General features: G+C 63.4%; 13 protein-coding genes. 11 read left to right on the top strand and 2 right to left on the bottom strand.

The window, feature by feature from the left end; genetic code table 11:
* The first annotated feature begins 140 nt into the window (after positions 1 to 140).
* From AB1N67_RS17785 to murB, 8 genes are all read left to right on the top strand, one after another.
* The gene (locus tag AB1N67_RS17785) at positions 141 to 2,360 is read left to right on the top strand and encodes a DNA internalization-related competence protein ComEC/Rec2 (RefSeq protein WP_289717676.1); all 2,220 of its coding nucleotides are present in this window, start codon (positions 141 to 143) and stop codon (positions 2,358 to 2,360) included.
* 110 nt (positions 2,361 to 2,470) lie between these two features.
* On the top strand, positions 2,471 to 3,106 hold the full coding sequence (locus AB1N67_RS17780; protein WP_043214385.1) for a MotA/TolQ/ExbB proton channel family protein: 636 nt from the start codon (positions 2,471 to 2,473) through the stop codon (positions 3,104 to 3,106).
* Positions 3,103 to 3,537, top strand: a complete 435-nt coding sequence (locus tag AB1N67_RS17775) for a biopolymer transporter ExbD (RefSeq protein ID WP_043214387.1) — start codon at positions 3,103 to 3,105, stop codon at positions 3,535 to 3,537. Before AB1N67_RS17780 ends, AB1N67_RS17775 begins: the two co-directional genes overlap by 4 nt.
* On the top strand, positions 3,537 to 4,547 hold the full coding sequence (gene lpxK / locus AB1N67_RS17770; protein WP_090343775.1) for a tetraacyldisaccharide 4'-kinase: 1,011 nt from the start codon (positions 3,537 to 3,539) through the stop codon (positions 4,545 to 4,547). Before AB1N67_RS17775 ends, lpxK begins: the two co-directional genes overlap by 1 nt.
* Positions 4,548 to 4,589: 42 nt before the next feature.
* On the top strand, positions 4,590 to 4,775 hold the full coding sequence (locus AB1N67_RS17765) for a Trm112 family protein (RefSeq protein WP_003247142.1): 186 nt from the start codon (positions 4,590 to 4,592) through the stop codon (positions 4,773 to 4,775).
* Positions 4,772 to 5,536, top strand: coding sequence for a 3-deoxy-manno-octulosonate cytidylyltransferase (gene kdsB, locus AB1N67_RS17760; protein WP_070573253.1), 765 nt, complete (start codon positions 4,772 to 4,774; stop codon positions 5,534 to 5,536). Before AB1N67_RS17765 ends, kdsB begins: the two co-directional genes overlap by 4 nt.
* Positions 5,536 to 6,000 carry a low molecular weight protein-tyrosine-phosphatase gene (locus AB1N67_RS17755; protein ID WP_043214393.1) on the top strand — a complete coding sequence of 155 codons (465 nt, stop codon included), beginning with the start codon at positions 5,536 to 5,538 and terminating at the stop codon, positions 5,998 to 6,000. The genes kdsB and AB1N67_RS17755 overlap by 1 nt, the downstream gene beginning before the upstream one ends.
* A complete protein-coding gene (murB, locus tag AB1N67_RS17750) occupies positions 5,997 to 7,013 on the top strand; it encodes a UDP-N-acetylmuramate dehydrogenase (RefSeq protein WP_043214395.1) in 1,017 nt (338 codons plus the stop codon). The genes AB1N67_RS17755 and murB overlap by 4 nt, the downstream gene beginning before the upstream one ends.
* Before the next feature lie 115 nt (positions 7,014 to 7,128).
* Here the strand turns inward: murB and rne are convergent, their stop codons facing one another.
* Positions 7,129 to 10,317, bottom strand: a complete 3,189-nt coding sequence (rne, locus tag AB1N67_RS17745; protein ID WP_367863324.1) for a ribonuclease E — start codon at positions 10,315 to 10,317, stop codon at positions 7,129 to 7,131.
* A gap of 907 nt (positions 10,318 to 11,224) precedes the next feature.
* Between rne and rluC the strand changes: the two genes are divergently transcribed.
* The 3 genes from rluC to AB1N67_RS17730 are packed head-to-tail and all read left to right on the top strand — an operon-like array spanning position 11,225 to position 13,862.
* Entirely contained in the window at positions 11,225 to 12,181 is a 957-nt protein-coding gene (gene rluC / locus AB1N67_RS17740) for a 23S rRNA pseudouridine(955/2504/2580) synthase RluC (RefSeq protein WP_043214399.1), read from the top strand.
* A gap of 6 nt (positions 12,182 to 12,187) precedes the next feature.
* On the top strand, positions 12,188 to 12,877 hold the full coding sequence (locus AB1N67_RS17735; protein ID WP_043214401.1) for an HAD family hydrolase: 690 nt from the start codon (positions 12,188 to 12,190) through the stop codon (positions 12,875 to 12,877).
* The gene (locus tag AB1N67_RS17730) at positions 12,870 to 13,862 is read left to right on the top strand and encodes a S49 family peptidase (protein WP_090343782.1); all 993 of its coding nucleotides are present in this window, start codon (positions 12,870 to 12,872) and stop codon (positions 13,860 to 13,862) included. The genes AB1N67_RS17735 and AB1N67_RS17730 overlap by 8 nt, the downstream gene beginning before the upstream one ends.
* 82 nt (positions 13,863 to 13,944) lie before the next feature.
* On the opposite strand, the gene AB1N67_RS17725 is transcribed toward AB1N67_RS17730, so the two are convergent.
* Entirely contained in the window at positions 13,945 to 14,523 is a 579-nt protein-coding gene (locus AB1N67_RS17725; RefSeq protein WP_070573263.1) for a nucleoside triphosphate pyrophosphatase, read from the bottom strand.
* Positions 14,524 to 14,586: the final 63 nt, after the last annotated feature.

Raw genomic sequence — 14,586 nt, 5'->3', positions numbered from 1 at the left:
CGCTCCCGGCAGGTGAATGAGGGCAGTATGCCTTTTTTGCCTGACGACCTTGTTCAGAGTTTGTGACAATTATTGAGCAAGGTCGGCCGACTTTATCAGCTAAGCCTCAGAGGGCTGTTTCGCTTCTGGAGCTCTATCTCATGCGCACAGGGATGTTCGCGCTCGCACTCGGGCTGTTGAGCCTGCGTTTTCTGCCTGCATTGCCATCGGTCGGCGCGATGCTGACGATGCTGTTGCTCGGCGTGGTTTGTCTTCCTGGCAGAGCCAGGGCTGTAGGTTGCTTTCTCCTCGGAATGAGCTGGGCCTGTTGGTCGGCGCAAAACGCCTTGGATGATCGTCTGGAATCCGCGTTGGATGGGCGAACCGTGTGGCTGGAGGGGCGGGTGGTGGGATTGCCCGCACTACGAGGGCAATCCGTGCGCTTCGAGCTTGCGGAGCCTACCTCGCGTCGCACCGCCTTGCCGCGTCGGCTTCAGTTGAACTGGTTCGAGGGGCCACAACTGAGCGCCGGCGAGTACTGGCGCCTGGCTGTCACGCTCAAGCGACCCCATGGCCTGCTCAACCCCCATGGTCCCGACTGGGAGGCGCTTTTTCTCGCGCGGCGGATCGGCGCCGTGGGCACCGTCAAGGCTGGGCAGTTACTGGCACCCGCCACGAACAACTGGCGCGACGCGGTGCGCCAACGCTTGCTGGCAGTCGATGCCCAGGGGCGCGAAGGTGCCCTGGCGGCGCTGGTCCTGGGGGATGGCTCGGGGCTTGCGCGCTCGGAATGGCAGGCGTTGCAGGCCACCGGTACGGTGCACTTGATGGTGATTTCCGGCCAGCACATCGGCTTGGTGGCCGGGCTGGTCTATGGCTTGGTGGCGTGGCTGGCGCGCCTGGGCCTGTGGCCCCAGCGTCTGCCATGGTTGCCTTGGGCGTGCGCGCTGAGTCTGGTTTCAGCGTTGGGGTACGGCGGGCTCGCAGGGTTCGGTGTGCCGGTGCAGCGAGCTTGCCTGATGCTGGCGATGGTCCTGCTCTGGCGTCTGCACTTCAGTCATCTGGGGGCGCTCCTGCCGTTGCTGGCTGCCCTGTGTGGCGTGCTGCTGATCGAACCGTTGGCGAGCCTGTTGCCCGGGTTTTGGCTATCGTTCGCCGCAGTCGCCGTTCTGGTGTTCTGCTTTGCCGGGCGCCTCGGCGGCTGGCGGCCGTGGCAAGCCTGGAGCAGGGCGCAATGGGTGGTCGCGGTGGGCTTGTTGCCGGCCTTGCTGGCGCTGGGTTTGCCGATCAGCCTGACAGCGCCGCTGGCCAATCTGTTGGCGGTACCCTGGATCAGTTTTGCCGTGTTGCCGTTGGCGCTGCTGGGCAGTGCGCTGTTGCCGCTGGGCCAGCCCGGTGAGCTGTTGCTGTGGTGGGCAGGCGGGTTGCTGGAAATATTGTTTCAGCAGTTGGCGCTGTTGGGGCAATGGCGTCCGGCCTGGGAGCCCCAGGCATTGACGCCGTGGGCGGGACTGCTGGTCGGATTGGGGGCGGCGTTGCTGTTGCTGCCCCGGGGTGTGCCGCTGCGTGGACTGGGGGGCGTGATGCTGATGGCTCTGTGGGCTCCACGGGAGCCAGTGCCGCAGGGGCAGGTTGAAGTCCTGCAACTGGATGTGGGGCAGGGCCTGGCCGTGCTGCTGCGAACCCGCACGCACAGCCTGCTTTACGATGCCGGCCCCGCCAAGGGTGACATGGACCTGGGGGACCGGGTGGTGTTGCCGACCTTGCGCAAGCTTGGCGTCAAGCACCTGGATCTGATGCTGATCAGTCATGGCCACGCCGATCATGCCGGCGGCGCAGCGGCCATCGGCCGCGGTCTGCCGCTGGGTAGGGTGCTTGCGGGGGAGCCTGAACAATTACCGGAGGCTTTGCGGGCACGCCGGTGCGTCAGTGGCGAGCGCTGGCACTGGGATGGGGTGGACTTCATGCTTTGGCAGTGGGCAGGGGGGCCGGCCGGTAACGAGCGTTCCTGTGCGCTGCTGGTACAGGCCCAGGGCGAGCGGTTGTTACTGGCCGGCGATATGGAGGCTGGTGCCGAGCGGGCTTGGCTGGCAGCGACCGATGCGCCGCGCATCGACTGGTTGCAGGCGCCGCACCATGGCAGTCGCAGCTCGTCCACCGAGCCGTTCATCCGCGCTACGTCGCCAAGGGGCGTGATGATTTCCCGGGGGCGTTACAACAGCTTCGGTCATCCGCATCCGCAGGTCGTGGAGCGTTACCGGCGGTACGGGTTGAGCGTTCATGACACCGCGATCGAAGGCGCTTTGCGCCTACGCCTGGGCACCCATGGAGAGGTCGAGGGACTGCGGGCGCAGCGGCGGTTCTGGCGACAGGGGCAATGAATGGCCCATGCGCAGGTCACAATGTGAACGGCCGACTCCCTGACCTTCGGCAGATGAGCCCCCCACGGTCCTATGGTAGAGTGGCGGCCTTTTTCAAGGGGATGCTTACTGTGTGGGAATTGGTCAAGTCCGGTGGTTGGATGATGCTGCCGATCATTCTGAGTTCCATCGCCGCCATGGCTATCGTCGCCGAGCGCCTGTGGACCCTGCGCGCCAGTCGCGTGACCCCACCGCACCTGCTGGGCCAGGTGTGGATGTGGATCAAGGACAAGCAACTGACCAGTGACAAGCTCAAGGCCCTGCGCGCCGATTCGCCGTTGGGCGAAATCCTCGCTGCGGGCCTGGCCAACTCCCGCCATGGTCGCGAGATCATGAAAGAGTGCATCGAGGAGGCCGCCTCCCGGGTCATCCATGAGTTGGAGCGCTATATCGGTACATTGGGCACCATCGCCGCGATGGCCCCCTTGCTCGGCCTTCTGGGTACGGTGCTGGGCATGATCGATATCTTCAGCGCCTTCATGGGCTCGCAGATGACTGCCAACCCGGCCGTTCTCGCGGGTGGTATTTCCAAGGCCCTGGTCACCACGGCCGCCGGCCTGATGGTGGGGATCCCGGCGGTCTTCTTCCACCGGTTCCTGCAGCGACGCATCGATGAGCTGGTCGTCGGCATGGAGCAGGAGGCAATCAAGCTGGTCGAGGTGCTGCAAGGCGATCGCGAAGTGGAAGTGGCCGGAGGCAAGGCGTGAAGTTCCGGCGCAACCGGCAACGGGAGAACGTGGACATCAACCTGGCGTCGTTGATCGACGTGGTGTTCGTTCTGCTCCTGTTCTTCGTGGTCACCACCACCTTTACCCGCGAGACCCAGTTGCGCGTCGAGCTGCCCGAAGCCGCCAGTGCCACCCAGGCACCGGCAGAGGAGGGCAAGGTTGTGGAAATCACCATCAGTGCGGACGGCGTGTATTCGGTCAACAACCACTTGCTGCCCAAGAGCGATCTGGCGACCTTGACCGAGGCGCTCGAGCGCGAATCGGGCGGGGACATCACCCTGCCGCTGGCGATCAGCGCGGACGGCAAGACGCCGCACCAGGCTGTGGTTACCGCAATGGATGCGGCCGGCAAGCTCGGCTTCAGCAAGTTGCGCATGACCACCGTCGAGGCCGCGCAGGGTACTCCTTGATGGCTTTCGCTGACCGTCTGCTCGCGGCCTGGTATGCCGGGCATCCGGCGCTTGCGCTGTTGCGCCCGCTCGAGGCCCTGTACCGGCGGGTGGTGACGCGCAAGCGTGCACGTTTTCTCAGGGGTGACAGCGCCAGCTACCGAGCGCCGGTGCCGGTGATCGTAGTGGGCAACATCACGGTCGGCGGCACCGGAAAGACGCCGATGATTCTCTGGTTGATCGAGCACTGTCGTCTGCTTGGGCTCAAGGTCGGGGTGGTCAGTCGGGGTTATGGCGCAGCGCCGCCCAGCCTGCCTTGGCGTGTCCGGGCAGACCAGAGCGCGCAGCACGCCGGTGACGAACCGCTGTTGATCGTTCAACGTACAGGCGTGCCTCTGATGATCGACCCCGACCGTTCCTGCGCCGTGCAGGCGCTGCTGGCCAGCGAGCCGCTAGACCTGATCCTGTGCGATGACGGCATGCAGCACTACCGCCTGGCGCGTGACTTGGAGCTGGTGCTGATTGACGCCGCCCGCGGCCTGGGCAATCGCCGTTGTCTGCCGGCGGGCCCGTTGCGGGAGCCGGTCGAGCGTCTGGCCGAGGCCGATGCGGTGCTGTACAACGGCGCAAAGGTGGACCTGGACGACGGCTTCGCTTTCGGCCTGCGGCCCTCGGCACTGGTCAATCTGCGCAGCGGCGAGCGTCGCCCACTCGATCACTTTCCGGCTGGCCAGGCGTTGCACGCCGTGGCTGGCATCGGCAATCCACAGCGTTTCTTCAATACATTGCAAGGGCTAAACTGGCAGCCGATACCGCATCCCTTTGCCGATCATGCGCAGTTCAGCGTCGAGAACCTGGCGTTCAGTCCGGCGCTGCCGCTGGTGATGACCGAGAAGGATGCAGTGAAGTGCCGGCCCTTTGCGGCCGACGACTGGTGGTACCTGGCGGTCGACGCCGTGCCATCCCAGGCCTTTGCCAACTGGTTCGACGGGCAGTTGCAGCGTCTGCTGCCTGAACGTCTCCAGCCCTGAGCCTTTTTCTTTTTTCCGGCCTTTGGCCTCAAGGAAGCCTCCATGGACACCAAATTGCTCGATATCCTGGCCTGCCCGATCACCAAGGGCCCGCTCAAGCTCAGTGCCGACAAAACCGAGCTGATCAGCAAGGGCGCGGGCCTGGCTTATCCGATTCGTGACGGCATCCCGGTGATGCTGGAAAGTGAAGCGCGCACCCTGACCGACGACGAGCGCCTGGACAAATGAGCTTGAATTTCACCGTGGTGATTCCTGCCCGCCTGCGCTCGACCCGCCTGCCGGGCAAGCCACTGCTGGCGATTGCCGGCAAGCCGATGGTCCAGCATGTCTGGGAACAGGCCCGCAAAAGCGGCGCCAGCCGCGTGGTCATCGCCACCGACGATGCCAGCATCGTCGAGGCTTGCCAGGCATTTGGCGCCGAGGTCCTGCTGACCCGTGCCGACCACGAGTCCGGCACTGACCGACTGGCCGAAGTGGCCTCGCATCTGGGCCTGCCGGCTGACGCCATCGTGGTCAATGTGCAGGGCGACGAGCCTTTGATTCCGCCGGTGATCATCGATCAGGTGGCCGCCAACCTTGCAGCCCATCCGGAAGCGGGCATCGCGACGTTGGCCGAGCCGATCGCCGAGCCTGAAACCGTGTTCAATCCCAATGCGGTCAAGGTGGTCAGCGATAAGCATGGTCTGGCCCTGACCTTCAGCCGTGCACCGCTGCCTTGGGCGCGAGATGCGTTCGCCAAGCGCCGCGACAGCATCCCCGAAGGCGTTCCTTACCGCCGTCATATCGGTATGTATGCCTACCGTGTGGGTTTTCTCCAGGACTTCGTCAGCTGGGGCCCTTGCTGGCTGGAGCAGACCGAAGCGCTGGAGCAACTGCGCGCCCTATGGCATGGCGTGCGCATTCACGTAGCAGACGCCATCGAGGCCCCGGCCGTCGGCGTGGATACTCCTGAAGACCTGGAGCGCGTTCGGCGCTTGCTGGAGGCCTGATGCGCGTTCTGTTCGTCTGCCTGGGCAATATCTGTCGTTCACCGACTGCCGAAGGTGTATTGCGCCACCAATTGCAGGCCGCAGGACTTGCCGAGCTGGTGCACGTGGCCTCGGCCGGCACCGGTGACTGGCACGTCGGCAAGGCGCCCGACAGCCGTACCTGCCGCGCGGCCTTGGCGCGTGGCTATGACTTGTCCCGTCAGCGTGCCCAGCAGGTCAAGGCAGAGCATTTTGCCGAATACGACCTGATCCTGGCGATGGACAAGAGCAACCTGGCTCATCTGCACGCCATGCGTCCCCACGCCGCGCCCGGTGAACTGGATCTCTTTCTGCGCCGCTATGGCGCAGCCTTGGATGAGGTACCGGACCCGTACTATGGCGGCGCCGAAGGTTTCGAGCAGGTCTTGGACCTGATCGAAGCTGCATGCCAGGCGCTGGTCGTTGAAATCAAGGGGCGGCTATGACGAGCTGGCAGGAACGGGTCTCGCTCAAGCCCTACAACACCTTTGGCATTGACGTGAAGGCACGCTATTTCACCCAGGCCCATGACGATGCGCAGGTCCGTCAGGCCCTGGCTGAGGCCATCGAGCGGCAAGTGCGTGTGCTGGTGATCGGTGGCGGCAGCAACCTGCTGCTGACTGGTGACATCGATGCCTTGGTGTTGCATATGGCCAGCCGAGGCCGTCGGGTGTTGCAGGACGATGGTGATCGGGTCGTGGTGGAGGCCGAGGCAGGCGAGCCTTGGCATCCCTTCGTGCAGTGGAGCCTGACACAGGGCTTTTGCGGTCTGGAGAACCTCAGCCTGATCCCGGGCACCGTTGGCGCCGCGCCCATGCAGAACGTCGGTGCCTATGGCGTAGAGATCAAGGACGTATTTGCCGGCCTAACCGCCTTGGATCGTGAAACCGGCGAGTTGCGGGACTTTGCTCTGGAGGAATGTGCCTTCGCTTATCGGGACAGCTTGTTCAAACGCAACCCTGGGCGGTGGCTGATCCTGCGGGTGCGTTTTGCTCTGAGTCGAACCCTGCATGCGCATCTGGATTACGGCCCGGTTCGCCAGCGTCTGCTGGAGCAGGGCGTTCATGCGCCGACCGCCATGGCCATCAGCGAAGCTATCTGCAGCATTCGCAGGGAAAAACTGCCTGACCCGGCCGAGCTTGGCAACGCCGGCAGCTTCTTCAAGAACCCTGTGGTAACGGCGGCGCTGGCCGAGCAGATTCGCGAGCGCTTCCCGGGCGTGGTGGCTTATCCGCAGGCAGATGGGCAGGTGAAGCTGGCTGCAGGCTGGCTAATCGAGCAGGCGGGGTGGAAAGGGTACCGGGACGGGGATGCCGGGGTGCATCGTCTGCAATCGCTGGTCCTGGTGAACTATGGCCGGGCAAGCGGGGCACAGGTGCATGACTTGGCGCGCAGGATACAAGCCGATATCTACGAGCGCTTCGGGGTCGAGCTGGAGATGGAACCGAACCTGTACTGATCCTTGGGGGCTGCCACACAGACCATCGTTCAAGTCAGTCTCGCGGTAAATGTTCCCGAAATGAAAAAGCCCCGCCAGTTCACACTGGCGGGGCTTTTTCATTCAACCGATGGCATCAACCGTGATTAGGTTTCTGCTCATCGGTGGTCGCCAGCGCTTCGGCAGCCTGTGCCTCGGCGGCAGCCTTGGCAGCGGCTTCGGCTTCGCGCTTGCGGCGACGCACTTCACGTGGGTCGTTCGGTGCGCGGCCGTTTGGCAGCATCACAGTGGCAGGCTCGGCCGGAGCCGGGGCTTGCTCTTGTACGCTGGCCTGGACAGCTACCGGAGCGGGCTCGGCCACTTCCGGCTTGGCCTCGGCAGCCTCGGCAGGCTGCTCGGCAACCGGTGCTGGTGCGGCTTGCTGCTCAAAGGCAGGGGCTTGCTCAGCTTCGCCGGATTTCACGACAGCAGCTTCTGTAACCGCTTCGGTAGTTGGCGCTTCGACGACCGGTTGTGGGACCACTTCGACCACGGGCTCGGCGCTTGGCTCGGTCACCGCGACCGGCTCGCTGAGCGGTTGTTCGACCACGGGTGCGATGGCGAGCTCTTGAGCCTGGTCGATCTGCTCGACGACCTGCTCGGCAGGCTGGGCAGCTTCCTGGGCTTGGGCAACCACGTTGGTAGCCTGTTCGGCCTGCTGGTTGGCCTGGGCTTCGGCTTCGGCACTGATGTTGCTGGAGGCAACGGCAGCGGTGACGGCAAGGCCAGCGGCCAGCTCTGCACCCAGCTCGGTAGCCTGGTGTTGCTGTGCTGGTTGCTCTTCGCCGGTGGCTTCGTCTTCACCACCTTCGATCAGCTCGCCATTGGCATTGCGTTGGCGCTCGCGACGGTTGCTGCGACGACGCTGGCCGCGGGAGCGACGACGTGGGCGTTCGCCATCGGCGCCGTCCTGTTGCTCTTCCTGCAGCAGCTCTTCGTTTGGCAGTTGTTCCTCGGTGGCCTCGGCGACCTCGGTACCTGCGCGAGGCTGACGCTCTTCACGAGGTGCGCGTGGTTGACGCTCTTCGCGTTCGGCGCGCTCTTCGCGTGGTGCGCGTTCTTCGCGCGGGGCACGCTCTTCACGAGGTGCACGCTCTTCACGTGGCTGACGTTCTTCACGAGGCTGACGTTCTTCGCGCGGTTGGCGCTCTTCACGTGGCGCACGTTCCTCGCGGGCTACACGTTCTTCGCGCGGGGCACGTTCTTCACGTGGCTGGCGCTCTTCACGGGCGGTAGGGGCGGCATCCAGAGGTTCACGCAGTTCGCGCACGCGCTCTTCACGGTTGCCGCGGCGGTCTTCGCGCGGCTGACGTGCTTGGCGCTCTTCGCGTGGAGCACGCTCCTCACGGGGGGCGCGTTCTTCACGCGGGGCACGCTCTTCACGTGGCTGACGCTCTTCGCGCGGGGCGCGCTCGCTGCGTTCTTCGCGTGGTTTGCGGTCTTCGTCGCGACGGCCGTTGCGATTGCGGCTCTGCTGACGACCGTTGCGGCGCTCTTCGTTGCGCTGTGGGCGCTCGGCAGCCGGTTTCTCGGTGTTGGCGACCGGTGCGGCTACAGGTTCGTCCTTACCGGCGAACAGGCTTACCAGCGATTTGACCAAGCCTTTGAACAGGCTTGGCTCCGGAGCGCTTGGTGCCGGTGCGACTGGTGCGGCCGGTGCCGGCTCGGGTGTGCTGGGTACCGGCGCGTTGGCGCGGGCCGGGGCGGTCTTGACCGCGGCTTCCTGGCGAACCAGGGTACGGGTGGCAGTCGGCTGCGGCGCTTCTTCGGTTTCGGCGGCGGCGATCTCGTAGCTGGACTGGTTGTTCAGCACGTCCGGATTGTCGTCGCGCAGGCGCTGGACTTCGAAGTGCGGCGTTTCCAGGTGATCGTTCGGCAGGATGATGATGCGGGCGCGGGTGCGCAGTTCGATCTTGGTGATCGAGTTGCGTTTTTCGTTGAGCAGGAAAGCTGCAACCGGGATCGGTACCTGGGCGCGTACCTCGGCGGTACGATCTTTCAGGGCTTCTTCCTCGATCAGGCGCAGGATGGCCAGGGACAGCGACTCGACGTCACGGATGATGCCGGTGCCGGAGCAGCGTGGGCAGACGATGCCGCTGCTCTCGCCCAGGGAAGGACGCAGGCGCTGACGGGACATTTCCAGCAGGCCGAAGCGCGAGATGCGGCCAACCTGGACGCGGGCGCGGTCGGCCTCGAGGCATTCACGCACGCGCTCTTCAACGGCGCGCTGGTTCTTGGCCGGGGTCATGTCGATGAAGTCGATGACGATCAGGCCGCCGATGTCACGCAGACGCAGTTGGCGGGCGATTTCCTCGGCCGCTTCCAGGTTGGTCTGCAGGGCGGTTTCTTCGATGTCGCTGCCTTTGGTGGCGCGCGCCGAGTTGATGTCGATGGAGACCAGGGCCTCGGTCGGGTCGATGACGATGGAGCCACCGGAGGGCAGGTCGACCACACGCTGGAAGGCGGTCTCGATCTGGCTTTCGATCTGGAAGCGATTGAACAGCGGGACGCTGTCTTCGTACAGCTTGACCTTGCTGGCGTACTGCGGCATGACTTGGCGGATGAAGGTCAGGGCTTCTTCCTGGGCGTCAATGCTGTCGATCAGCACTTCGCCGATGTCCTGGCGCAGGTAGTCGCGGATGGCGCGGATGATGACATTGCTTTCCTGGTAGATCAGGAAAGGTGCGGCGCGATCTTGGGAGGCCTCCTTGATGGCGGTCCACAGTTGCAGGAGGTAGTCGAGGTCCCACTGCATTTCTTCGCTGCTGCGGCCAAGGCCGGCAGTGCGCACGATCAGGCCCATGTCGCCTGGGACGGTCAGGCCGTTGAGGGCTTCGCGCAGCTCATTGCGCTCTTCGCCTTCGATGCGACGGGAGATGCCGCCGGCACGTGGGTTGTTGGGCATCAGCACCAGGTAGCGACCGGCCAAGCTGATGAAAGTGGTGAGGGCGGCGCCTTTGTTGCCGCGCTCTTCCTTCTCGACCTGGACGATGACTTCCTGGCCTTCGCTCAACACTTCTTTAATGTTGACGCGGCCTTCTGGCGCCTTCTTGAAGTATTCGCGGGAGATTTCCTTGAGCGGCAGGAAGCCGTGACGTTCGGAGCCGAAATCGACGAAAGCGGCTTCGAGGCTGGGTTCGATCCGGGTGATCCGGCCTTTGTAGATGTTGGCCTTCTTCTGCTCGCGCGCCCCGGATTCGATATCCAGGTCGTAGAGACGTTGGCCATCCACCAGGGCTACACGCAACTCTTCGGGTTGAGTTGCGTTAATCAGCATTCTTTTCATGTTGTACCGTCGGTTTCCGGGCTGCCGGAAACGGCGTTCGGCACACACGACTTCTCATGGTCGGTGCCAAGGTGCGCAAAGGGTGGCGGGCCACCCCCGTGTCCAACGACATTCGGCACCAGCCGGTTGCCCAGCCTGCCGTGGTCGCGACGACGCGTCCTGTTTTGCGGTGCCTGGCGGCCGGTGTGGTCGAACCGAGTACTTCATCTCGGTGCCTGGGCTTGCCTCGCTGCATTGCCATTGCTCGGCGTAGCTTGGCTACGACGGGGCGTGGCGCCTTGCCTGGCAAACCCTGGCACTCGAAGGTGAATCCTCGAACAACCGTACAGGCCACTTGCACTCAGTCAGGAGGAGGAATCAGCCGTGGGCCGTGGACACTTTCGGGGGTGTCTGCGAAGCCCGGGTCCGCTTGCCAGGCCAGCCTGGGGCTGGTGGCCGGATGCCGTGCTACACGGTCCGAGGTCTGTGCATCTCCACCCTGCACGTATCCCTGATAGTTCGGGTGCTGCCGCGCGCTGAATCCGCAACGGGTTGCATTTTTCGTCAGTTCCGATTCGGGAACTGGCGCCATTTATGTCCAAGGCAGGTATTTCCGAAGCATTCGCCGGGCGATGCGTGCAAGCGCCAAGGGGCGGGCAGAGGTACGGCGAAAAGAAGCGGGTAAGCAGGTGAAACACCGCACTTGTCGTTTTTTTTCGGTCTTCTCTACACGGCGCTGGTGGCGATTCCAGGCATTTCGGTAAACTGGCGAAAACCCCGTCGGACGGCCTCGCGTCCTCGAGAATTGCGATGGTCAGGGGCGGGCCTGGAGCCTGCTGCCGCTGGCCTGCCGCTTTTGGCGGCGTTCGCGACTATAGCAGCAATGATTAAGTGCTTCAATTCCATAAAAAATTGTTATGATTCCTCCATGACGACCAATACCCCTCCGACTTCCGGCGTTCAGCTGATCGAAGTCGCGCCGGAGCTTGCCGGCCAACGCATCGACAATTTCCTCATCACGGCCCTCAAAGGCGTGCCCAAGACCTTGGTTTACCGCATCCTGCGTAAAGGCGAGGTGCGGGTCAACAAAGGGCGGATCAAGCCTGAGTACAAACTGCAGGCTGGCGACATCGTACGAGTGCCGCCTGTCCGTCTGCCTGAGCGCGACGAGCCGGCGCCGGTGGCCCAAGGCCTTTTGCAGCGTCTGGAGGCGGCTATTGTCTATGAAGACAAGGCGCTGATCGTGCTCAACAAGCCAGCCGGCATTGCCGTGCATGGCGGCAGTGGTCTGAGCTTCGGCGTGATCGAGGCACTGCGTCAGCTGCGTCCGGATGCCAAGGAGCTGGAGCTGGTGCATCGCCTCGATCGTGACACCTCCGGGCTGCTCATGATCGCCAAGAAGCGCAGCATGCTGCGCCATCTGCATGCCGCGTTGCGTGGCGACGGTGTCGACAAGCGGTACATGGCGTTGGTGCGTGGCCACTGGCCAACGTCCAAGAAGCAGGTCAGCGCGCCGCTGCAAAAGAGCAACCTGCGCTCCGGCGAGCGCATGGTCGAAGTCGATGAGGAGGGCAAGGAAGCGCTGACGCTGTTCCGCGTCCTGCGTCGCTTCGGCGACTTCGCGACCATGGTCGAGGCGCGTCCGGTGACGGGGCGTACCCACCAGATTCGTGTCCATACCTTGCATGCCGGGCATAGCATCGCCGGGGACAGCAAGTATGGTGACGAAGACTTCTCCAAGGAGATTCGCGATCTGGGTGGCAAGCGTCTGTTCCTGCATGCCTATGCCCTGACCGTGCCGCTGCCCGATGGCGGTGAGCTCAAGCTCGAGGCTCCGGTGGATGAGGTCTGGTCCAAGACTGTGGAACGCTTGAGTGCGACTTGATCGTTCATGAATAAACCCTATGAGTTGTTGATCTTCGATTGGGACGGCACCCTGGCCGATTCCATTGGGCGTATCGTCGAGGCCATGAATGCCGCGGCTGAGCGTGCCGGCGAAGCCTCCAGCAGCGATGCTGCGATCAAGGGCATCATCGGTCTGGCGCTGGGGGAGGCGATCTCCACGCTATATCCTCACCTGGATGCCGTTCAGGTCGAGGTTTTCCGGCAGCACTACGCCGATATCTACATGGCCCTGGATCAACAGCCTTCGCCGTTGTTCGATGGCGTGGCCGAGTCGTTGGAGGCTTTTCGTGCCGACGGCTACCGTCTGGCGGTAGCCACCGGCAAGGCGCGTCGTGGTCTGGATCGGGTGCTCAAGGCCAATGGCTGGGAACGTTACTTCGACATTACCCGTGCCGCCGACGAGACGCGCGGCAAGCCACATCCGCTGATGCTCGAGCAGATCCTGGCTCACTGCCAGGTCGAACCCCATCAGGCGCTGATGGTCGGAGACTCTGCATTCGACTTGCAAATGGCCAGCAACGCCGGGATGCATTCGGTTGCGGTGGGATATGGTGCTATGTCGTTGCAGGCCTTGAGCGAATTCGGTCCACAGGTGTGCATCGATCATTTTTCACAGTTGCGCGAGTGGCTCGCTTGTTCGCGCACGGTCAATTCCAAGGTAGGTAAGCATGGCTGATGAGTGGCGGGCGCCCGAGCCCGAAGAGTCGGAAGGACGTGAGGAGCGCAAGAGCTGGAAGTTGCTGGAAAAAACCCTGCTTGCAGGTGTCCAAGAGCAGCGTCGGGCGCGGCGCTGGGGCATTTTCTTCAAGCTGCTGACCTTCGTTTACCTGTTCGGGCTGTTGGTGCTGTTCACGCCCATGATGGATGTGGACAAGGCTGCGTCGCGCAGTGCCAACCATACAGCGCTGGTAGAGGTGCGTGGCATGATTGCCGACGAGGAGCCAGCCAGTGCCGACAATATCATCAAGAGTCTGCGAGACGCCTTCAAAGATGCCAAGACCAAGGCTGTGATCATGCGCATCAATAGTCCTGGCGGCAGTCCTGTGCAGTCGGGTTACGTTTACGACGAAATCCGCCGACTGCGTGCTGAATACCCTGCGATCAAGCTTTATGCGGTGATTGCCGACCTGGGCGCGTCGGGGGCTTATTACATTGCCAGTGCGGCTGATGAAATTTATGCCGACAAGGCGAGTCTGGTGGGCTCCATCGGTGTGACCGCTGCAGGTTATGGCTTTGTCGGCACCATGGAAAAACTGGGTGTGGAGCGGCGGACCTACACCGCAGGCGAGCACAAGGCGTTCCTGGATCCGTTCTCGCCGCAAAAGCCAGAAGAGACCGCGTTCTGGCAGGGCGTGCTCGATACCACGCATCGTCAGTTCATCGCCATGGTCAAGCAGGGGCGCGGCGATCGCCTGAAGGACAAGGAGCATCCAGAGCTGTTCAGTGGCCTGGTCTGGTCGGGCGAGCAGGCCAAGGAACTGGGGCTGGTGGATGGGTTGGGCAGTGCCAGCTACGTGGCGCGTGAGATCGTGGGCGAGAAGGAGTTGGTGGACTTCACTGTCCAGGAGTCGCCGTTCGATCGCTTCTCCAAGCGCTTGGGTGCCAGCGTGGCTGAGCGCCTGGCTATGTGGATGGGTTTCCAAGGGCCATCGCTGCGCTGACATCAAGCCCACTCCAGTCATTGGGCATCGCTCGCGCATGTGAGGCGATGCCCCCAGGGGCTGGGTTACTTCGTTCAGACCTTCAGGGAATCTGCACGCCTTCTTTCAAAAGCATGTCGACCAGTCGGATCAGCGGTAGCCCGATCAGGCTGGTTGCATCGCAGCCGTGGGTGCTCTGGAACAAGCTTACCCCCAGGCCTTCGGCCTTGAAGCTGCCTGCGCAATCCAGGGGCTGTTCCGCTGCCACATAGCGTTCCACGCTTTCGCGATCCAGTTCGCGCAAATTTACGGTAAAGGGCACGCAATCCACCTGGCATTGGCCTGTGGTGCTGTTGAGTAGCGCCAGGCCGGTGAGAAAGGTGACCTGCTGGCCGCTGGCGGCCAGCAGTTGTTCGCAGGCGCGTTCGAAGGTATGTGGCTTGCCCAGGATCTGCTCGCCGAGCACCGCTACCTGGTCGGAGCCGATGATCAGATGGTCGGGGTGGCTGGCCGCAAGCGCCTCGGCTTTCTGGCGGGCCAGGCGACGAACCAAAGTGGTGGCCGGCTCGTCATCCAGGCGCCGCTCGTCTATATCGGGGCTTGCCCAGCTGAAGGGCAGGTGCAGGCGCTCAAGCAGTTCGCGCCGGTAGGGGGAGCTGGAAGCCAGTAACAGGGGAAGCATGGTAGACTCCTGGGCAGATGAACCAAATTCTAACATGTGAGATGCCGCCGAATTTCCTTTGAC

Origin of the sequence: Pseudomonas guariconensis (assembly GCF_040822035.1) — a bacterium.
Taxonomy (GTDB): Bacteria; Pseudomonadota; Gammaproteobacteria; order Pseudomonadales; family Pseudomonadaceae; genus Aquipseudomonas; species Aquipseudomonas guariconensis.
Note: the sequence above shows the minus strand (reverse complement) of the source record. Positions and strands in the feature narration are given on the sequence as shown.